We start from the raw sequence: 20,153 nt of genomic DNA, 5'->3' as shown, positions 1-20,153 counted from the left end.
TCCGCTCCCAATTTAGGTACGCCGACACTTTCCGCAGCTCTTCTATCTGCCGGAGTCGAATCAAGCTAACGCCGAACCGTTCTCCCCAGATCGGTTTTCCAACTTGGTCTCGATTGTCCCAAATATGGCCGTTATGATTCGCGCCGGCATTGATCACACCGACCCGGCGATCGCCGACGAGTTGGGCCATTAACGTGTTGATCAGGCTTCCCACAATCCCTTGTGGTCGCAGTAACACCGACCACTACATTTTGTGGTTGTGAAAAGCTTGACATTAAACCGACCATGAGTACACTTATCGCTGGTGGACCGCGGATACCGCAGTCCACGCTTTGGGACCGATCCGGAGAACCGGCAGGCAGGCGGGACGCCTACACCACAATGCAGGCGGGACGCCTGCGTTACAACGCCGGTCCGCGGACAGGCCCTTTACCGCCCAGTCAGGCAGGCGCCTGCCGGTCGCGTCACGCCGTCGAGCGACGCATAGACGAAGCTCTCTAGCTCGGATCCTGCAAATGATGGACGCCCAGCGCGCCGCGGACGCCGCTGCGCGCACGGATGCGACTCGGATGCGATGAACCCTGAACCCTGAACCCCGAACCCTCGATGCGACTCCTCCCGCCAAAACGCCTGGAAAAAGGTGAACCCATGAACTACCGCTACCGAAATCCCTGCCAGCGCTGGCCGCAACACGACGGCTATCGCGAAGCCGAACGCATCGCCGAAGTGGCCCTGATGCCGGCCGACGAGGTGCCCAATACCACGGTCGAATGGCTGTGGCCGGACACCATTCCCGTCGGGCACCTGACGCTCGTCGCCGGCGAGCCGGGCGGCGGCAAAAGCTTCTGGATGGCCGACCTCGCCGCCCGTGTCAGCTTCGTCCGCCCCTGGCCCTACGCCGACCGCGAACGCGACGCTGCCTCGGCCAGCCAAGACCCAAAATCCAAAATCGAAAATGGCTCCGTGATCGTCGTCAATTCCGACGACGGCTTCGTCGACGTGCAGCAACCGCGACTGGCCGCCGCGCAGGCGAACATGCCCAACGTCGGCCTGATGCGCCGCCTGCCGCCGGGTAGCCGCTTCTCGCAGATTCACTCGGTCGGACCCGTCACCGACCGACTGCAAGCACTCAAGGCCGCCGTCAAAGAAGCGGGCGATTGCCGGCTGGTGATCGTAGACGACCTGGCCCGCTTCGTCCGCACGGGTTCGGGCAAAATCAACCGGGCCGATCTGCTGTTGGCCCTCGATAGCCTGAAGTGCATCGCCGGCGAATGCCACGTGGCCATGGTCGTCGTCTGGCGGCTGGAGCGAACGGGCCGCGCGACGGCCAAGTACCTGGAAACGTTCTTGCCGGCGTCGGCCATGGCTTGGCTCGTCGGCAGCGATCCGTATCGCGACGGCCTGCGGTGGGCCGTGCCGCTGAAGAACCATTTTGGGCCGCTGCCCGGACCGATGGCGTTTCGCATCGAACGCAACAACGTCGTCTGGCAGCGTCCACCCGACGTGCTGCCGGCCGACGTGACGGCGGCCTTTCTGCGGAAGAGCGATCGCCGGCTGGAACGCGAGCAGGCGGGCAAGTGGGCGCTGGCGCGTCTGGCCGAAGGGCCGGTCGAAGCGCGGGTGCTGTTCGACGACGCTTCGGCGTTCGGCTTCCGCGACCGGACGCTGCGCCGGGCGCTGGGCGAGTTGGGGCTGAAGCCGGCGAAGTGCGGGAATGATGGACCGTGGCTGTGGGGGCTCGAGAGGGTTCAGACCGGAGAGGTGGAATCAACCAAGACCCAAGACCAAAGCCCCAAGACCTCTGACTCAATCCAAAATCACGGGACGGCCTGGGAAGGCCATCCTCCGGAGACGCCGTTCGAAGATGGCCAACTCGCGCCGGAGAGCGCGCCGCGTGCTCATTTAATGGGGCGCGTCGTCGAGGCAACGTGCGACGACGACGGCCGCATGGCGCTGATGTTCGTCGCGAACGATGAGCCGGTGGAAGAGGGCCGCGCCGAAGATGGCCAACTGGTTACAAATTGCGAAATGCAAATTGGCAATCGGGAAGAGGCGGAAACGCCAATCCAAAATCGAAAATCCAAAATCCAAAATCCCGAGGACGATGATTTCGACGAGACCGACGTGGGCCTGACGGAGGACGACAAAATCACGATCGTCGTCTTGCACCCCAGCGCGCCCGGCGCAGAGGTGTCGGCCGTTGATGCCGCGGCGCGTCCGCAGCCGCCGTAGCTAAGGGAGCGATGGAGAGAGGGAGTGAAGGAGTGAAAGAGCGATGCAGAGAGCAATTCTGCCTCGATCACTCCCTGAACCCTGAACCCGAACCCTGAACCCTGAATCCCGAACCCTGAACGAAAGGACCCCATCATGAGAAAAGACGTGACGGTTCAACAACAAATGGCCTTGAACGCCAAGCTCGATCGGCTGGCCCAGGCGGCGCTGCGCGCGCACGAACGTGCCAAGCATTGCGCGGCCAAGCTGGTCGAGAACGCGGCCCGCTCAGGCCAGTTCCTCTTGAAGGCGCGCGACCTGTGCGACACCGACGCCTGGGATGACTTTTTGCTCAATAAATTCAAGGCTTCCGAGCGCACGGCCTATCGCTACATGCATATCGCCAAACATTGGACGCGGCTGCAAGCGATCGCGCCGCCCGAAGCGCTCACCTCGCTCCGCAAGGCGACGCAACTGCTCGAATCGTTGCTGCTCGGCGACGATGCGGCGGGCGTCACAAAGCGGCGGCGCAAAAAACGGGCACGCCCCACACTGCAGCTTCCGGCGCCCGACTCGCCCAACGCCTCCGCCGGCCAGCCGACGGCGGAGCCGCCCGTGGCGTCGGCAGAAGCAGTCGCGGCCGAGCGGACCGGGCTCGAGCGGATGTTTCGCGGCATGCAGCGGGTCTTGATTCAACTCAGCGAAGAATTGGCTTCACCGACGCCGCCCAACTACCAGGTGCGACACGCGCAGGACGCCATCCGCCGCGCCCGCCTGCACTTTGAGCAGGCCGGTCAAAGGCTTTTTTCGCGTTCGGCGCTCTCGGCCGCGCCGGACAAAACGACGGAAGTGGCGTCTACACAACAGGTTGCGCCGTTTCCAACGGAGGGGGGTTGAGCCACGTTTTACGAACCCTTCGCCGCGCGCGGCGGAGGATTCGAAAACCGTCCGCCGCGCGCGTCGCCTGTTTTCAAAACCGTCCGCCGCGCGCGGCGCGGGTGTTTATACTGCATGCGGTCAGAAATGAGACATTGGGGCGACAACGGATGGTGGCCGGGGCAGAGGCTGGCCACGTTGCGGTTGGGGGTGCCCAAAAGCACTGCGGCCGGCCGATGCCCCGGTAGCGCGACCCACCGGGGCATCGCTGGCCGGTAGGGCGTGTTCATGATTCCCAAGTCGAACTCGGCCAGCTTCTGCCCCAGCCACCGCTTTTGCTCGCGGAAAAAGGTCTCATTCTCGGCCGCGCGAAGTATAACTGTGCCTGTTCGGCATCGACTGTTACAATGCCGCTCTTTGACCGGACCACAGGGTCAGGAGGACCAACGCCATGACCGAAGCGGCGACCGCTCGCTCGATTCTCGACGGACTCAATCCCCAACAGGCCGCGGCCGCCGCGCAGGGCGACGGGCCGCTGTTGATCGTCGCCGGGGCGGGCACCGGCAAAACGCGCACCCTCGTGCATCGCGTGGCCCACTTGATCGAGCAAGGGACCGATCCCGGCCGCATCATGCTGCTCACCTTCACCCGTCGCGCCGCCGCCGAGATGCTGCGGCGCGTCGAAGGCGTGCTCCGCGGCAAGCTGCCCGCGGCCAGCAAACGGCTGTGGGGCGGCACGTTTCACTCCATCGCCACGCGGCTGCTGCGGGCACACGGCAAGCAGGTCGGCCTGGAACCGGGCTTCACCATCCACGACCGAGGCGACTCCGAAGACCTGCTCGACGTGGTCCGCACCGAGATGGGCCTGACCAAAAGCGACAAGCGGTTCCCGAAAAAGGGGACGTGCCTGGCCATCTACAGCAACTGCGTCAACTCGCGTCGCCCGTTGGAAGACGTGCTGGCCGACGCCTGGCCTTGGTGCCAGGATTATGCGGAGAAGCTGAAGCCGTTGTTTCAGGCTTACATCGACCGCAAGGAAGCCGCGGCCGTGCTCGACTACGACGACCTGCTGCTCTTCTGGCGCGGGCTGCTGGCCGACGATACGGCGGGCCCCAAGGTGCGTTCGCGGTTCGAGTGCGTGCTGGTCGATGAATATCAAGACACGAACCTCTTGCAGGCTGAGATTCTCAAGCTGCTTTGCCCCGACGGCAAGGGTCTAACCGTCGTGGGCGACGACGCCCAGTCGATCTATTCGTTTCGCGCCGCGACGGTGCGAAACATCCTCGATTTTCCCCAGCAGTTCGCCGGCACGACGATCGTCAAGCTGGAACAAAACTATCGCAGCGTGCCGCCGATTCTGGAAGCCTCGAACTGGGTCATCGAGCAGTCGCGGCAACGCTACGCGAAGCGGCTTTGGTCGATGCGAAGCTCCGAGCAACGCCCCTGGCTGGTGACCTGCGACGACGAAAACGAGCAGGCCGAGTTCCTGGTGCGGCGGATCCTGGAGCACCGTGAAGCCGGCGTTGATCTGCGCCGTCAGGCCGTGCTGTTTCGGGCATCGCACCACAGCATGGTGCTCGAGGCCGAGCTGGCCCGCTCGAACATTCCGTTCGTCAAATACGGCGGACTGAAATTCGTCGAAACGGCGCACGTGAAAGACCTGCTGGCCTTTCTGCGTCTGGCCGAGAACCCGCGCGACGTGGTGGCCGGCGCGCGGGTGCTGATGCTGTTGGCCGGCGTCGGTCCCAAGAAGGCCCGGCAGTTGATGGACCTGCTCGTCACGCGCGGCGGCGACTTTCGCGTGTGGCAAGAGATCAAGACCCCCACGTCGGCGGCCGAACGTTGGACCGGCTTCGTCAAGCTGATGCTGCGGCTGGCGCAAACGGCCCCCACGGAAGTGGCCCTGCAGCTTCAGCTCGCCGGCAGGTTTTATGGGCCGATCGTGGAAGAAAAGTACGACCACGCCTCCGCCCGGCTGCGCGATCTGGAGCAGCTCGAACAGCTTGCCGGGCGGTTTGCCGATCGGGCTTCGATGCTGGCCGAGATCGCGCTCGATCCGCCGACCACGGCGGAGGACTTTGCCGGCGACCCGACGCTGGACGAAGACTATCTGGTGCTGAGCACCATCCATTCGGCGAAAGGTCTGGAGTGGGACGCGGTCTATGTGATCCACGCCTCCGACGGCAACATTCCCTCCGACATGGCGACGCGCTCGCCGGAGCAGATCGACGAAGAGCGGCGGCTGCTTTACGTCGCTTTGACGCGGGCCAAAGACTGGCTCTACGTCTGTCATCCGCAGCGTTACTACCACGCCTACCGCGGTCCCGTCAGCGATCGATACGGCTATGCGCAACGGACCCGCTTCTTGCCGGCGGCATTCGAGCGCTATTTCGAGTGCCGGAACGCCGCGACGGTCGCCTCCGACGAACCGGACGGCGAATTGGCATCGGCGGCCGTTGGCCGAAGCATCCGCGACGAGGTACGGGCCATGTGGCGTTAGCTTGAGCGGCGACCGAATCACTTGGTCGTCAACGGAAAATCGAACGTCCCGCCTTCCGCACCGACCGTCGCCGACAGTTTCGTGGCACCGAATTGCGAATAGCGCGGAGGTAATTGCTCGGTTGCGCTCGCATTCGCCGGTGCTTCGTCGGGGGCAAGCGGCGAGCCGTCGGGCTTGACCAGGCGGCTGATCGTCACCTTGCAAGCACCTTTCAGAGCCGATTCGCGTCCGGCAAGCCCGTGCAGCTCGTAGCCGCCGTCGTCTTTCGTTCGCCCGGCAAACACCGCCGGGGGATCGGCCACCGAAAATACGACGTCGGCGCCCGCCAACGGTTTGCCGTCGAGCGTCACCGTGCCCTTGACAGGCATGGCCTGCACCTTCGGTGGACCGCTCGACCTCGAGCAGCCGCATACCGCCGCAAGAACCAGCGCCGCCGGCCATCCTAGTTTCATCGCGTCAAAATCCTTCATCCGGGTTGGGGCCTGATTTCAGTAATCGCCAATCGCCGTTCCATCGGCGATGTTGCAGAGGGGCCCCAAAATTTTGATGTCGGTCGATTCCGAGAGGAACCGAACGCTGCCATCGGTCAGGCCGATGTGACAGCCGCCCGGGTGCAGGCTGCCCGCCATGCCCCAGGAAGCAACACGGCCGAATTGATAGGGTGCAGTAGGTGTTACTACTGCGCTAATTGTATTTGAGTACGTCCAGCAATTGATCGGGCTGCTGCATAGCGCCTGCATGGGAAAGTTGTTGCGGTTGTCGTAAAGCGTGACGCCGTACATCACCCAGGCGCGATAGCCCCAGGCGTTTCCGCCGCCGTTATAGACATCGAAGGGGCTCTCGATGAAGGCCACAGTGCTGGTCGTTCCGTCGAGAACGTGTGCGGTGCTGCTGTTGCTGTTCATGCCAAACAGGGCACGGTAGATCAGGTAGGGCTGCCCATTGGCGGTCGTCTGGGTGTTGTACCAGGTCTGCCAGCAGTTGGGATAATTGTATTCGTCGGACGGCTTGGTGCTGAACTCGTAGGAGGTCTTCGCTCCTTGAAGCGTGTCGCTGCTGGTGATGCCGTACGCCGCCCCGGTCGCCACCTGCTTGACGCCGTCGTCGCTGGGGCACATCAGCACCGCGATCAAGCTCGACATGATCAGGTCGTTGCCCGACGTGGTTGGGTTGAGCGCCGGCGCGCCGGCGATTGTGTAGGGGCCGGGGGTGCCAGGGCCGCCGCCGGTGTACGTGCTCGAACAGGCCGCCACGTTCTTGTTGAATCGATCGTAGTACGTCAATAACTCCATGTAGGGCAGCAGCAGCACGAAGCCGCTGGTGTTCATGATATTCTTGTAGGCGACGACGGGCGCCCCATAGACGGCGCCATAGTTCAGGCCGGCGGGCGGAAAGTATCCGATGGCGTCATGGTAGTGCTGTGCGGCAATGCCGATCTGTTTCAGATTGTTGCTGCACTTCGAGCGGCGGGACGACTCCCGGGCCGCCTGCACCGCCGGCAGCAGCAACGCCACCAGGATGCCGATAATGGCGATCACGACCAGCAACTCGACCAAGGTGAATCCGAGGCGGCGACGAACCATGAAACAGGCTCCTTGTAAAAACGGCAGTGGCGGCGCAAAAAACCAACGTGCTTGGCAAACCAGACACCGACCTGGAAGATTTGGCCGGTGCCGCCTGGTCTCGATCCGATGCGGGCAGTCTAACGGTTTTTTAACCGACCGGCAAGCAGTTTGCTTTGATACGTAGCCCGCTTGCTCCGCAAGCGGAACGGCGCGAGATCGCCGCAACGCCTTCCGTCAGGTGGAGCCTGACCGGCCTGCAAAGCCGCTCCGCTTGCGGAGCAAGCGGGCTACGGCTATGCCCGTTGCTCACACGCTCTATAATCGAAACGAGTCCGCAAAACACCCACACAATTCCTTCCGATCTCCTGATGGCAACCACCGTCAAACCGACAAACCTCCGCGAGCTGCGCGAAAGCGGCTGGCGTTCGAAAACGGTCAAGCGAGAGATTCACGACAACTTCATGCGGATGCTGACCGGCGGCGAAGAGCTGTTTCCGGGCATCGTCGGCTACGAAAGCACGGTCATCCCCGAAATCAACTTGGCCCTGCTGGCCCAGCATGACATGCTCTTCTTGGGCGAAAAGGGGCAGGCCAAGAGCCGGCTGATGCGGCTCTTGACCCGCTTTCTCGACGACGAGATTCCCTACATCGACTTGCCCGAAGCGCCCGTGCATGACGATCCCTACCGGCCGATCAGCAGCGTCTGCCGCCGCTTCGTGGCCGGCACGCCTGACGACGAGGTGCCGATCGCCTGGTGGCCGCGGGAAGAGCGGTATGCCGAGCGGCTGGCGCCGGGCACCAAGTTCGCCGACATCATCGGCGAGATCGATCCGGCCAAGCTGGCGGGCGGCACCAGCATGTCGGCCGAAGAGGCGTTGCACTTCGGGCTCATCCCCCGCATGCACCGCGGCATCTTCGCCATGAACGAGCTGCCGGAGTTGGATGAACTGGTGCAGGTCGGGCTGTTCAACATCCTCGAAGAGCGCGACGTGCAGATTCGCGGCTTCCCGATCAAGTTCGACATCGACGTGCTGATTCTGTTTTCGGCGAACCCCGCCACCTACAACCGCAGCGGCAAGGTGATTCCGCAGCTCAAGGACCGCATCGGCTCGGTGATCCACACGCACTATCCGCTGGAGCGAGACCTGGGCATCTCGATCATGGACCAGGAGGCAAAGATCGAACTCGACGGCGAGTTTCCGGTCGTCGTGCCGTATTTCATGAAGCAGATCGTGGAAGAGATGAGCGTGTCGGCGCGGAAGAGCAAGTTCATCGACCAGGCGTCGGGCGTGAGCGCCCGCTTCAGCATTGCCAACTATCGCACGATGGTGGCCAGTGCCCGGCACCGTTCGGCACGATTGGGCGAGCGGCCGGCGGTGCCGCGAATGAGCGACCTGGGGCATCTCTATAGTTCGTCGCTGGGCAAGCTGGAGCTCGACATGATGGGCAGCCATCAACTCAGCGAGCGTCAGGTGCTCGACGCCATCTTGGCCGAGGCGATCAAGACGGTGTTCGAAGAGTACGTCGAGCAGCATGGCCTGGAGGAGATTTCGCACATCTTCGGCCAGGGCGTGAAGATCGAGGTCGGCGACATGCTGCCGTCGTCGGCCTACGCGGAGCGTCTCAAGCGCGTGCCGCCGGCCTGGCAAAAGGCGTTCGAGGTGAACGCGTCGAGCGACCCCGCGGTGCGGGCCTCGTGTGTGGAGTTCGTGCTGGCCGGGCTTTACGCCAGCGACCGCATCTCCCGCGCCCAGCGGCACGGGCGGATTGTGTATGAAACGTGATTTGGCACGGGCAGCCATGAGGAAGTACAATGAACATGGCGAGCGTTTTTATGGTGGGGTAAGGAGGAAAAGCGATGTCCACTGATTCGATGGCACTCAGCAGCGACGCGCAGCACGTGTTCGAGGCGGCCATGCGATTGCCCGACGCCGAACGCGCGAAGCTGGCGGATAAGCTATCGGCGACGCTCGATCCGATGGCGGATCCTGTGTGGCAAGCGGCCTGGGGTCCGGAGATCGCCCGCCGGGTCGCCGAAGTGGAGGAGGGTACGGCAAAGCTCCATACCTGGGATGAACTGCAAAAGATCATGCAGGAAGCTCGCCATGCCCCGCGAAAAGTTTAGGATTCACGACGAGTGGCCTCATGCCGTAGAATCGCGAGATGCCGTCCCTAGCGAACCTTGATGATTTGCGTTCCGTACTCGGTCGGCTTAACGCCGAGCGACCGGCCGTTCAACGCGCCGAGTTGGGCCGAACCCTCTACGAGGTGCGCGGCGATGACTTTCTCAAACGCCTCGATTTGGACCTTCGCACTCGCCAAGGAAAAGCGCGCGTTCTGGTGACCGGGCAGATCGGCGTCGGGAAATCATCCGAGCTGGGACACTGTTTTTCCATCGGCAAGACCAATCGCACGATCGGCTTTCCAGTCTATTGCGACCTCGAAAAGCAAGAGTCCCCTGAACGCTGCAACGCGACGGGCGTACTGCTCACCATGTTGCGTGACTGCTGGGCGGCACTAGATTTCAATCTTCGAGATCCCGATCATCCGGCCAATCGGGGCTTGGTCCCGGAACTGATTTCGATTCGCGACGAAATCCTTTCACGGCTGATCGACCATTTCTCCGGACGGAAAACTCCCCACGGCGACGAGGTGGTCTTTCGTTTCGGTGGTATGGACTTCGTTGTTTCGTTGTTGGAGCATCGAAAGAGTGCGGCATTGGCGTTAATTCTGGGCAAAGCATCGCAGCATGAAGCTGTTTCCGAGCCCGCGGAGAGGTTTGGCGTGGCGCCGGATACGCTCGTGATCCTGCTAAACCAGATGCTGCGTTGGATGCGAAAAAGGTTTGGATATCGCCCGCCGACTTTGCTGGTGGATCACGTCGACAAGATTCGCGACTCGAGCGCCGCGGAGGACGTGCTCGTCCGCGCGTTTACGCATTGGGAGCGGATCGAGGCATCCATCGTGATGACGGCCCCTTATGAATTCACGCTGGGTGAGCTGCGAAACTCGGTCGAGTCGCGGTGGGGGCCTTCGCGCATTCTGTACCCATTGGATATTCCTGAATCCGATAGGGGAGCAGTATTGCCGATTTTTAAGAACATCGCCAAGAGCGCCGGACTCGGCAATTTGGTCCCGATCGACAGCTTGCGCCTGACGGCGCACTACAGCGGTGGAATCCTTCGACCCTATGTCCAGTTGCTCATCGAATCCGCGAAAGAAGCTCATTTTTTGGGCCACGACGTTATTGAACCGACCGACGCGCTGTCGGCCATTCACGCCCTGGAACGTGCCTATCAAGACTACAGCATGGCAGACTTTAGTTTGCTCGAGGAAGTCACCAGTAGCGGCACGGGCCTGCGCAGCGCCGTGACGCTGCTCCGTTCGCCGATCGGGTTGATTGTGCGACAGGGCCACGACGGTGAACAGCAATTGGAAGTCCATCCGCTCGCCCGCAGGGCGCTCGAACGGTATCAGCGCAAGGCCGGGGCAGTCGCGTAAAATGTCAACCGCAGAACTCATGGCCGATTCCATTCGCCTTGAAGGCCAAGGCATCTTTACCCTTCTTTGGGATGCAAAGGAGGATTTGACGCGGGCGTTGCTGATTCTGTTCGCGGCGCTCGACGACGTGCCGATGGAAACGCTTTTGCTTGCGCCGACTCCGGACTCGCTCTTGGCCCTCCGCAAGATGATTGATTCGCGCGTGACGATCGCCGCGGGCGACACTGAATCGCAGGCCGCTGTCCCGGCGCCCGGCGCATTGTGGCTGCTTTTCCTGGAACAAGCAGCCAGCGAAATTGTAGGTCCTCGACTCAATGGGTGGAGAACTCCGCTCTCGCAGCCACCTGGAACGGTTCTCGTGATTCGACACGCCGATTTCGAGCGGTTTCAACGTTGTGCTCCTGACCTGGCATCGTTCATCGGCCCACGCATCTACAACTCGTCAAACATGGTCTCGCTGGTGTCCGCAAAGACCTATCAAGAGCTTCGACCGACGCTTCCTGAGACTTCGGCGAGGATTGTGGCTGCGCTGCCTGGAAAAGCGCCAACTGAGCAGGAGCTGCGAGGATGGATCGCCGCATGCAGCCCCGATAGCGACTGAGCGCTCGCCGTGATACAGTTAGAGCAAATCGCCGCCATCTTTGAGGAATGTTTCCGCGATGCCGCCGTGTTTGAACGATCAGTGGGCGGTGCCGTCGTCGAAACCGACGTCCTCAGAAAGGAGGGGAAAAAATGGGCGGTCGTTGCCGCCGGCGTCGACTTCGACGAGGCGTATACGTTCTTCCCCGATCATCCTAAGCGGGCGGAACGTGCGGGTGAACCAGTCAGGATCCTTCCAAGCGGGCAATTGAGCATGCTGATCGTCGCTCGGCCTATCACCACCGATGAGCTGACGCAGGATGCGGAAAACGTGGCAACATTTGCACCAGCACGCGGAATCCCATTCGTGCGGATCCGCGATGGAAGTTTCCTTCGCTGCTGGGACATCACGGATCCAGACCGACGAGTGCGCAGCCTACGATGGGAGCTCGATTCTCAATACGCGCGCAGCGATCCAAGCGAAGAGTGGCTCGGCGAGTGGAAACGATATGTCGGTTTCAATCCCGCCCACTCGGCATCGCACCTTCACATCAATGCCCCGGCCTTTGTGCCGAATGCGCCGATCGACGACCGGATCGAACACTCCCTCGGCGAACTTCGGCTTGGCGTCGGCACGCCCAATCCGCTGGGGCTCGTTCTCTCGCTGGCGGCCTGGCTGCGCTCATTGCCGATTGAGAGATAGGAGCGTGACCTATCGACCCGCAGACGATCGCGCAGGTGCTGCGGCGCAGCATGCTCTGCCGCGGACTCGATCAAGCCGAACTGCGGCTGGTCGCCGAGAGCCTGCGCACCGTGAAATTCGCGCCCGGCCAGGTTGTCATGAAGCAGGGCGACGCCGGCCGCAGCATGTTCATCGTACTGCACGGCCGCGTGCGGATCACCATTGAACGCGACCGCCGGCCGCCGCGCCTGCTGGCCTACCTCGGCCCCGGCGAGCACTTCGGAGACATGGTGCTGTTGGGCGACGGCGTACGCTCGGCCACCGTCACGGCCGTGGTCGATACGGAGCTGCTGGAGCTCAACCAGGAACAATTCAACCAGCTTCTGCTGACCGTGCCGGAGTTCTCGGCCAATCTGGGCCGCACGCTCGTCAGCCGGCTGCGTCAAGAGATGACCCGCCGGCGGCGCCGCGAGCGGCCCACCGTCATTGGTCTGGTCAACACCTCCGCACGCACACGGGCAATTGCCGGCCACCTGGCCGGCGCGCTCCTTGCCAAAGGAGAGGCGGTCGAAGTGTTGACGGACCGCGAGGACGAACTGACGCCGCAGAGGTGCCTCGTCGAACGCATTCCCGCCGGCCTGCCTCTTGACGAGCGGGCACGGACCGTGCGCGAGCGCATCCAGCAGGTGGCGCAGCACCACCATCGCGTGTTGCTCGACGTGACTCAGGCCGGCACGCCCGCGGAGCTGGCCGAGTTGCTGGCGCCTTGTGAGGAAGTTTGGTGGCTCAGCGAATCGCGGTATGCCGAGGGGGCGGCAAACCGGCTGCGAGAACTCGCCGGCGCCGCCGCCGATTTGGCCGCGCGCACGCATTGGATCTGGATTCTGCGGAAGGACGAACGTTTTTCGCCGACCTTGCCGTTCGAGCTGCCGATCGCCCGGCCCGACTTCAAGGTGACGCTCGACGACGATCCGCAGCGCACGTCGCGGCGACAGCGGCATTCGCTGGACCGGCTGGTGAGGCACCTGCGCGGCACGCGGCTGGGAGTCGCGCTGGGCGGCGGCGCCGCCCGTGGCCTGGCCCATCTGGGCGCGCTGCGCGTGCTCGACCGCGAGGGGATTCACTTCGACCTGGTGGCCGGCACCAGCTCGGGCGCTCTGATGGGGCTGGCCTATTGCGGCGGCTGGCGGCCCGACGTGGCCCTGGAAGAACTGAAGCGGGCGCTCACGCCCGCCAGGCTGTTTCGCGCCTTGCCGGGCGGCTTGCAATGGTACTTGTGGTCGAACTTCCGTCGCGCAGCCTGGGAACGCATGTTGCGGCCCTACCTCGGCGATGCGCGGCTGGAGCAACTCGCGGTTCCGCTCTCGGTGCTGGCCGTCGACCTGGTGCAGGGCGTGCAAGTGGTGCGCGACCGCGGCGACGCCATCAACGCCGTGATGGAGAGCATCAATCTGCCGTATCTTTCGCGGCCCATCATGCGCGACGGCATGGCGCTGGTCGACGGCGGCGTGCTGAACAACTTGCCCGGCGACGTGCTGCCCGAACGCGGCGCCGATTTTGTCGTGGCCATCGACGTGGTGGCCAAGCTGCCGGCCGACTTTGGCCGTCGCAAGCGGCCGCGCATTTTGGAGACGCTGATGCGAGTCACCGACGTGCAGGCGTTTGGCACATCGGCGTTGCGGGCCGGCTCGATCGACTTGCTGATTGCGCCCGACACGTCGGACTATCAGTTTGCCGACTTCAGCCGGGCCAAGGAGCTTGCCGAGGCCGGCGAGAAGGCGGCCCAGGAAGTGTTGCCGCAGCTCAAACAACTTCTGGCCGAGCTGGAGGCGGACGCCACGCCGGCGTCGAAGTAGGGTGGGACCAGCGAGCTTGCGAGCGCCGGCCCACCGAGGCAAAGGCGTCAGGTTTCAGGCGTCAGCGTCAGGCATAAAGAACAAACCTGACGCCTGACGCCTCGCCCCTACCGCCTGATGCCCATGCGATTAGAACAGCGACATCTGCCCCGCTGCCGACCGCGGCGGGCGAAACTGCGAGCTGTCGAGTTCCGGCAACGGACCGTCGAGGCCGAATTTATGTTTGAAGACCTTGAAATTGCGGCCGATCTGCACGGCATACTCTCCGGCGCCGCGCTGACGCAGCCCGAACTGCGCTTGATATAGACCGCCGCCGCGCGTCGAGCGGATCAACGACTCGACCTTCTCTTGCTTGTCGGGATAGTTCTCCGCCAGCCAGGCCTGAAACACCGGCACCACGGTAAGCGGCAGCCGCAGCAGCACGTAGCCCGCCGAGCGGGCGCCGGCCTCACGGGCGGCTTCGAGAATGCCGGGCATCTCGTGGTCGGTCAGGCCCGGAACGACCGGCGCCACCATCACGCCCACGGGCACGCCCGCCTCGCTCAGGGCCTTGACGGCGGCCAGCTTCTTGGCCGGCGGGCTGGTGCGCGGCTCCATCGTGCGGGCCAGCTCGGCGTCGAGCGTGGTGACGCTCAAAAAGACGTGAACCAGCCGCCGCCCGGCCATCGCCGCCAGCAGGTCGAGATCGCGCGTCACCAGCGCGTTCTTGGTGATGATGCCGAGGGCTTGGCTCGCCTCGTTCATGACTTCCAAGAGTCCCCGCGTCAAACAAAAACGTCGCTCGGCCGGCTGATAACAATCGGTCACGCCCGACATGGTAATCGCTTCGCCCCGCCACGACGGCCTGGCCAACTCACTCCGCAAGAGGGCCGGCGCCTCGTGTTTGACCAGGATCTTCGTTTCGAAGTCGAGTCCCGCGCTGAGGCCGAACACCTCGTGCGTGGGCCGGGCGTAGCAATAGGCGCAGCCGTGTTCGCAGCCGCGATAGGCGTTGATGCTCCAGCGAAAAGGGACATCGGGGCTGTTGTTCTCGGTGATGATCGACTGCGAGGCGTCGGCCAGAAACTGCGTCGGCACTTTTCGCCCGTCGGCGAGCAGCTCTTCGTCGTACTCGCGGTCGTCGAAGGTTTCTTCGACGCGCGTCGGCAGATAGCGGTTCGGCGGATGTTGCTGTGCGGCGCGTCCAGCGATGTGCGGTCGATGCGGTGGCATGCCAGGATTGTACCGCGTTCATGGACGTTTGCACAGAGCTCACACCACCGGTTCCCATCCGGGCCGGTATTCGCGCGACCAAAGCGCGGTCTGCTCCTCATCGCCGACGATCCGCTTCGCTTGCGGGTCGAACCGGACGGTGCGGCCGGTGCGATAGGCGATGTTGCCCAGGTGGCACAGGGCCGTGCTCTTCACGCCTTCTTCAATTTCGGCGTTCGGCCGCTTCCCTTCGCGAATGCACGATAAGAAATTGCCGACGTGGCTGGCGTCGTCGGTGCGCACCGTGCCCTCGGCCACGCTCTTGCCGGCCATGTCGTACACCTGGTAGCCGTTGCTGGTAAAAACCAACGAGCCTGCTTCGCCGTAAAACACGACCCCGAACGACTCGCCCTCGAACCCGCGCCGGCTCCAAGTGCGATGCTCCCAGTTGATCGCCTTGTCGCCGAAGTTGAGCGTCACGATCTGCGTGTCGGGCGTCTCCTGATCGTCGTCGAAATGGAACCGGCCGCCGCCGCAAACAACGCTTTGCGGATAATCGACCTGCAAGCCCCAGCGGCAAACGTCGAGCGCGTGGATGCCGTTGTTGCCCAGCTCTCCGGTGCCCCAGTTCCAAAACCAGTGCCAGTTATAGTGGATCAAGTTGTCGCGATAGGGCCGTTCGGGCGCAGGGCCTTGCCAGAGGTCGTAATCGAGTTGCGACGGCGGCGGCACTTGTTTCCCGTGCCCGATGCTGGGACGCGTGCTGTTGATCCAGCCGCGGGCGAACAACACGCGGCCCAACTCGCCCTTGTGTACGCGGGCCACCGCTTCGATCGTGCCGGCCGAGCTGCGCCGCTGCGTGCCGAGTTGCACCACGCGCTGGTGCTTTCGGGCGGCGGCCACCAGCAGCTCGCCTTCGCGGCCGTTGTGCGACGCGGGCTTTTCGACGTACACGTGTTTGCCCGCCGAACAGGCCAGGATTGCCGCCGGCGCGTGCCAGTGGTCGGGCGTGGCGATCGCCACGGCATCGACGGCCCGGTCGTCGAGTGCCCGGCGAAAATCTTGCACGCCGACCGGCGTGGCCGCGCGTTCTTTGCCCACCGCCTCCAGCCCTTTGACAATGGCCCGCTGGTCGACGTCGCAGATGTAGGCCACGCGGCAATTGGGCTGGGCGGCGAACGCACGGGCGAGATCCCGCCCGCGCCCGTTCGTGCCCACAACCGCCACCACGAATTGCTCGTTGGCCGATCTCGTCGCCTCGTCGGCTTGCGTCTCGCTCCAAACGGCCAGGGCCGCGCCGCTGGCGGCGGCCTGGACCATAAACTTTCGGCGTGTCGAGGGCATGGCAAACGCTCCTTGGGGTGTTGAACGGGCCTGGGTTGCTTCTCTCGTCTTGTTGTAAACCCGGAACCGCTCTGGTGCAACGATGCCGTCCGTGGCAAAATGCCTCCCGGTCTGGAACGAAGCCCCAGCGAAGGAACGCCACGGTGCGAGTTGTTCATTATGCGGCCTATCTCGTCGTCCGCAGTTTCGTCTGCCTGCTGCAAGCATTGCGGACGGAGACCTGCCAGGTCGTGACGGCGGGCCTGGCGACGCTGTTCGCCGACGTCTTCAAAATCCGCCGGGCCGTCATCGACGATAACCTGCGCCATGCCTTTCCGGAAATGCCGGAGCGCGAGCGGCGGCAAGTGGTCTGGCGGATGTGGAATCATCTGTTCACGTTGATCGTGGAGATCGCCCACGCGCCGCGGAAGATTCACGACACCAACTGGCGCGACTTTCTGGTGTTGCACAACGCCGACACGCTGACCCGGCTCGGCCTGGGCGACCGGCCGATCGTCATCGTCTCGGCGCACTTCGGCAACTTCGAGATGGCCGGCTACCTGTTGGCCATTCTCGGGTTTCCCACCTACACCGTCGCGCGGACGCTCGACAATCCCTACATCGACGCGTTTTTGAACCGCTTTCGCAGCCGTACCGGGCAGCACATGATTCCCAAGCGGGGCGGCTACGATCAGATTGTGGAGGTGCTCGCCCGTGGCCAGATCATGACCTTCCTTGCGGACCAATACGCCGGCAGCAAGGGGTGCTTCGTCGAGTTTTTCGGCCGGCCGGCATCGACGCACAAAGCGATCGCGCTGTTCGCTTTGGCCAACGACGCGCCGTTGGTTGTGGGCTATGCGCGGCGGCAAAAGCGGCCGCTGCACTATGACCTGGTCATCGAATCGATCGCCGATCCGCGCAGCGGCGAAGAGCACGTGTCGAGCGTACCCGGTCTCACGCAGTGGTATACCCGCGAACTGGAGCGCGTCATCCGCGCGGCGCCGGACCAGTATTGGTGGATCCATCGCCGTTGGAAAGACACTCGCCCCGCCAAGAAGCGGCAAAAGCAGGCGGCCTGAACGGAATAACAGATACGCCGCCTCATGGGGCGAGCCAGTCGTCCAAACCCAGGCCGGGGATGTTTTGGAAGTCCACCGTATTGTGCGTCACAAGGGTTAAATCGTAGACGAGTGCGACCGAGGCAATCAAAAGGTCAAGCGAAGGAACTTCCAGGCCTTGGCGCCGCATTTCTACCCGCACTCGACCGAATTCTTTGCCGCAGTCGTTGTCGTATTCGACGAGACTCACTTCATGGAACAACATCTTCTCGACCGACGCCAAAGCAGGAGCGGGGTCGGGGCGGCCATAGGCCCACACGTACAATTCGGCCAAGGCGATGGTTGACGTATACAGTCGCCCCGAATGCTGAACGAATCGATGCATCAGGCCCGCAGGGCGACGTACATGAGCGGACAGGTGATCGGTATCAAGAAGAAAGCTCATTCGACGGCTCGGTTGCGGCTTTCCTTTTTGCGGTCCCGATAGATCTCCTCGAATATCAGGTCGTCCTCTTCCGTCCAAAAGGGAGCCATCATGCCCGCCGCAGTTTCGCGACTTCCTGGTCTCCATCCCGGCGGAGGCCCTGGCAAGCCTTTGGCGCGCAAGATTACCTCAACTTTACGGCCTTCTTGCAGTCCGGCGTCCTCATCGAGCTCGATGGTCCTTCCTCGAACAACGCCGTGCAGGATTCTCGTCATTGTCATTGGCCTCCGGTTCGGTAGCGCTCCCTAATTCTATCGTCTCATTTGCCGGCGGACACGATTCTCCTTACGTTCCCGGCGGCGAATCGGGCTTGACGACGAGCAACATCGGCCGCAGGTTCCGCGACTCGTCAGGCGCATGCCGGCTGACGAACTCAATCACCGTATCTTGTCCTGTCTTCTTCGCCGGTAGACAAAGGGCAACGCCATGATTGTTCTGCGGCGAGCGAGCTTGTTCGCGCACTAGATCGGTTACGTCGAACATGCGCCAGCCCTCGCCCGACTCTACCTCGGCGGCGGCGGCAGCCTCGGGTGCAAGGTCAGGCTGATTGCTCCATGAAACTCGCTCCCCCCAGTCGCCAAGCAGTTTGTGAATCTCAAGCGGGCCTGGCTCGTCGCGCACGATCGTCTTTCTAGCGTACATCGCCAGGAAAAATCGCAACTGCGCTTGTTCGGTCTCCTCCTGCGACGGCGGTTCCCAGGCCAGCAGGGTGCGCACTCCGCCGTCGTTGTTGCTGACGGCGAGGTTGTCGACGTCGCCGCGGTCCCAGTTGAGCATGTAGGCAAGCACCATGCAGTCTTTGGTCACTGGCAATCGACGGACGATGCGGTGGGCGATCTGCGGATCGTTGGGATCGGAGATTCCCGCCTCGGGACGGTCGACGACCTCCAACGACACGTCGTCGAAAAAGACGCTTCCTTTGCCGGTCAGCACGGCGCGCACGATCATGCGCGTGGTCTCGCGGGGCACGGCCAGGTCTGCGGCCTGGACCAGCGTCCAGCCTTGTGTGCCGCGAAAAATCGGCGTGCTGGCGAAGGCCACCATCCGTTCTCCGTTGTCGGCCCAGCATTGCACGCAGAGATTGGCCGACTCGGCGTCGTCGGTGCGCAGATAGCCGGTGAGACGCACCGTCTTTCCGGTGGGAATGGAACGGACATCCTGCGCCCAGTTGTTGCACACTGTTTGGTCGTACTGGTGCTGGTTGGTTATGGCCAGCGAGGCGTTGCCTGCCCGCGAATGGCGGTCGTCGATGAACATTCGCAGCTCCGGCGCGGGAACCGAGGCGGGAAACCAGCCGGGCGGCATGCTCTGACGATCGGCAGGTTCTTCCGCCCCAGCGTTCGACAGCAGATTTAACGGTCCGGCGGCCACGGCGGTTTGCGTGGCGAAGAGAGTCAGGGCGCTCAACAGCGCCATTTGCCCCACGGCGGCAAAAGGTTGCATGGATGGTCTCCTTCCTGGAGTGGTCGGCGACGGCCGACGAAAGCCGCACCGTCGCATGTGGAAAGAGTTTACCGCGCCGAACCTCCTCTGCACAGCAACCGCCCAGGGCCACCCGGCCTTATCCCAGGAGCCGCGGTAGGGATGGCTATTGCGGGGCACCCCCCGCACAGACCGGCGCGTCCCAGTGTACGCTCGGATCGAGGCGCGCCGCCCAAGGCACGAGTCGCTGCAAATCGGGGCAGTCGGACATCGAGAGGAGTTTGCTGGTTTCGACCCCGATTTGCCAGAAACCGCCCCCCAGCGGCACGCTTTGCCGAACGGTGCCCGCGAAAAAGTGCGGCTCGTCGTTCGACCAGAAGGCGACGACCAGTTGTTCGGCGCGCAACGGCTGGTGCAGCACCAAGGCCAGCCCCTGGCCTGACAGGTTTTTGGTCAGCGCGTAGGCCTGCTCGCCGATCGAAAGCTCGTTTGCGTCGTACGGCACCAGCAGCACCGGCATCGTCCGGTTGGCACGCAACTCCCAACGCGATTCGCCTTGCAACGGAATTCGGTTCGGCGTCGAGGCATTGATCAGCCGGCGGATGATGCGATTCAAGTCGAAATGTTTGTCACGGTGCTGAAACCAACGCATGGGTGGCTCACCTTCGTTTTGGGGTTTGATGGCCTTTATCGAAAGATAGCACGGAATCGAGTAGGTATGGCAAGAGACGCCGCCTGGATCCGCTTCTTCCGTTTGTCGCGGTTATACTGCACTCGGCCGAGATCGAGACGTTTTGCCGCAAGGAAAGTCCGTTAGGCGGTGGCTGGGGCAGAGCTTGGCCCGATAGCGGCTGGCGCCCTTCAAGAGCGCGGCGGCCAAGCGATGCCCCGGTTGGACGCACCGG

18 protein-coding genes are annotated in these 20,153 nt (G+C 63.2%); 10 read left to right on the top strand and 8 right to left on the bottom strand.

Going from position 1 to position 20,153, the window contains the following annotated elements:
- Nucleotides 1–648 precede the first annotated feature (648 nt).
- The 3 genes from VNH11_07110 (at nucleotide 649) to VNH11_07100 (ending at nucleotide 5,587) form a co-directional block, all read left to right on the top strand.
- Nucleotides 649–2,232, top strand: coding sequence for an AAA family ATPase (locus tag VNH11_07110; GenBank protein HVA46127.1), 1,584 nt, complete (start codon nucleotides 649–651; stop codon nucleotides 2,230–2,232).
- Between the two features lie 135 nt (nucleotides 2,233–2,367).
- Complete coding sequence (locus VNH11_07105) at nucleotides 2,368–3,108, top strand: hypothetical protein (GenBank protein ID HVA46126.1); 741 nt, start codon at nucleotides 2,368–2,370, stop codon at nucleotides 3,106–3,108.
- A 430-nt stretch (nucleotides 3,109–3,538) separates the two neighbouring features.
- A complete protein-coding gene (locus VNH11_07100; GenBank protein ID HVA46125.1) occupies nucleotides 3,539–5,587 on the top strand; it encodes an ATP-dependent helicase in 2,049 nt (682 codons plus the stop codon).
- Between the two features lie 17 nt (nucleotides 5,588–5,604).
- On the opposite strand, the gene VNH11_07095 is transcribed toward VNH11_07100, so the two are convergent.
- The gene (locus tag VNH11_07095) at nucleotides 5,605–5,955 is read right to left on the bottom strand and encodes a hypothetical protein (protein HVA46124.1); all 351 of its coding nucleotides are present in this window, start codon (nucleotides 5,953–5,955) and stop codon (nucleotides 5,605–5,607) included.
- A gap of 120 nt (nucleotides 5,956–6,075) precedes the next feature.
- Nucleotides 6,076–7,170 (bottom strand): DUF1559 domain-containing protein, encoded by a 1,095-nt coding sequence (locus VNH11_07090; protein ID HVA46123.1) that lies wholly within the window; start codon nucleotides 7,168–7,170, stop codon nucleotides 6,076–6,078.
- Between the two features lie 350 nt (nucleotides 7,171–7,520).
- Between VNH11_07090 and VNH11_07085 the strand changes: the two genes are divergently transcribed.
- The 6 genes from VNH11_07085 to VNH11_07060 all read left to right on the top strand — a co-directional run bounded on the left by VNH11_07085 (nucleotide 7,521) and on the right by VNH11_07060 (nucleotide 13,770).
- Nucleotides 7,521–8,936: a magnesium chelatase gene (locus tag VNH11_07085; GenBank protein HVA46122.1), complete on the top strand. Its 1,416-nt coding sequence runs from the start codon at nucleotides 7,521–7,523 to the stop codon at nucleotides 8,934–8,936.
- 74 nt (nucleotides 8,937–9,010) lie between these two features.
- Nucleotides 9,011–9,277, top strand: coding sequence for an addiction module protein (locus tag VNH11_07080; GenBank protein HVA46121.1), 267 nt, complete (start codon nucleotides 9,011–9,013; stop codon nucleotides 9,275–9,277).
- Between the two features lie 38 nt (nucleotides 9,278–9,315).
- A complete protein-coding gene (locus tag VNH11_07075) occupies nucleotides 9,316–10,653 on the top strand; it encodes a hypothetical protein (protein ID HVA46120.1) in 1,338 nt (445 codons plus the stop codon).
- A gap of 1 nt (nucleotide 10,654) precedes the next feature.
- Nucleotides 10,655–11,254 (top strand): hypothetical protein, encoded by a 600-nt coding sequence (locus tag VNH11_07070; protein ID HVA46119.1) that lies wholly within the window; start codon nucleotides 10,655–10,657, stop codon nucleotides 11,252–11,254.
- Between the two features lie 81 nt (nucleotides 11,255–11,335).
- Nucleotides 11,336–11,935, top strand: a complete 600-nt coding sequence (locus tag VNH11_07065; protein HVA46118.1) for a hypothetical protein — start codon at nucleotides 11,336–11,338, stop codon at nucleotides 11,933–11,935.
- Nucleotides 11,936–11,970: 35 nt separating this feature from the next.
- A complete protein-coding gene (locus VNH11_07060) occupies nucleotides 11,971–13,770 on the top strand; it encodes a cyclic nucleotide-binding and patatin-like phospholipase domain-containing protein (protein ID HVA46117.1) in 1,800 nt (599 codons plus the stop codon).
- Between the two features lie 129 nt (nucleotides 13,771–13,899).
- On the opposite strand, the gene VNH11_07055 is transcribed toward VNH11_07060, so the two are convergent.
- Nucleotides 13,900–14,982, bottom strand: a complete 1,083-nt coding sequence (locus tag VNH11_07055; protein ID HVA46116.1) for a PA0069 family radical SAM protein — start codon at nucleotides 14,980–14,982, stop codon at nucleotides 13,900–13,902.
- 39 nt (nucleotides 14,983–15,021) lie between these two features.
- The gene (locus VNH11_07050) at nucleotides 15,022–16,305 is read right to left on the bottom strand and encodes a Gfo/Idh/MocA family oxidoreductase (protein HVA46115.1); all 1,284 of its coding nucleotides are present in this window, start codon (nucleotides 16,303–16,305) and stop codon (nucleotides 15,022–15,024) included.
- 143 nt (nucleotides 16,306–16,448) lie between these two features.
- Between VNH11_07050 and VNH11_07045 the strand changes: the two genes are divergently transcribed.
- Entirely contained in the window at nucleotides 16,449–17,363 is a 915-nt protein-coding gene (locus VNH11_07045) for a lysophospholipid acyltransferase family protein (protein HVA46114.1), read from the top strand.
- 22 nt (nucleotides 17,364–17,385) lie between these two features.
- Here VNH11_07045 and VNH11_07040 read toward each other — a convergent pair whose 3' ends face one another.
- The 4 genes from VNH11_07040 to VNH11_07025 form a co-directional block, all read right to left on the bottom strand.
- The gene (locus VNH11_07040; GenBank protein HVA46113.1) at nucleotides 17,386–17,787 is read right to left on the bottom strand and encodes a type II toxin-antitoxin system VapC family toxin; all 402 of its coding nucleotides are present in this window, start codon (nucleotides 17,785–17,787) and stop codon (nucleotides 17,386–17,388) included.
- On the bottom strand, nucleotides 17,784–18,041 hold the full coding sequence (locus tag VNH11_07035) for a hypothetical protein (GenBank protein ID HVA46112.1): 258 nt from the start codon (nucleotides 18,039–18,041) through the stop codon (nucleotides 17,784–17,786). The genes VNH11_07040 and VNH11_07035 overlap by 4 nt, the downstream gene beginning before the upstream one ends.
- A 70-nt stretch (nucleotides 18,042–18,111) precedes the next feature.
- Nucleotides 18,112–19,269: a DNRLRE domain-containing protein gene (locus VNH11_07030; GenBank protein ID HVA46111.1), complete on the bottom strand. Its 1,158-nt coding sequence runs from the start codon at nucleotides 19,267–19,269 to the stop codon at nucleotides 18,112–18,114.
- A gap of 145 nt (nucleotides 19,270–19,414) precedes the next feature.
- Nucleotides 19,415–19,900 (bottom strand): PilZ domain-containing protein, encoded by a 486-nt coding sequence (locus VNH11_07025; GenBank protein HVA46110.1) that lies wholly within the window; start codon nucleotides 19,898–19,900, stop codon nucleotides 19,415–19,417.
- Nucleotides 19,901–20,153 lie beyond the last annotated feature (253 nt).

Source organism: Pirellulales bacterium, assembly GCA_035533075.1.
Taxonomy (GTDB): domain Bacteria; phylum Planctomycetota; class Planctomycetia; order Pirellulales; family JAICIG01; genus DASSFG01.
Note: the sequence above shows the minus strand (reverse complement) of the source record. Positions and strands in the feature narration are given on the sequence as shown.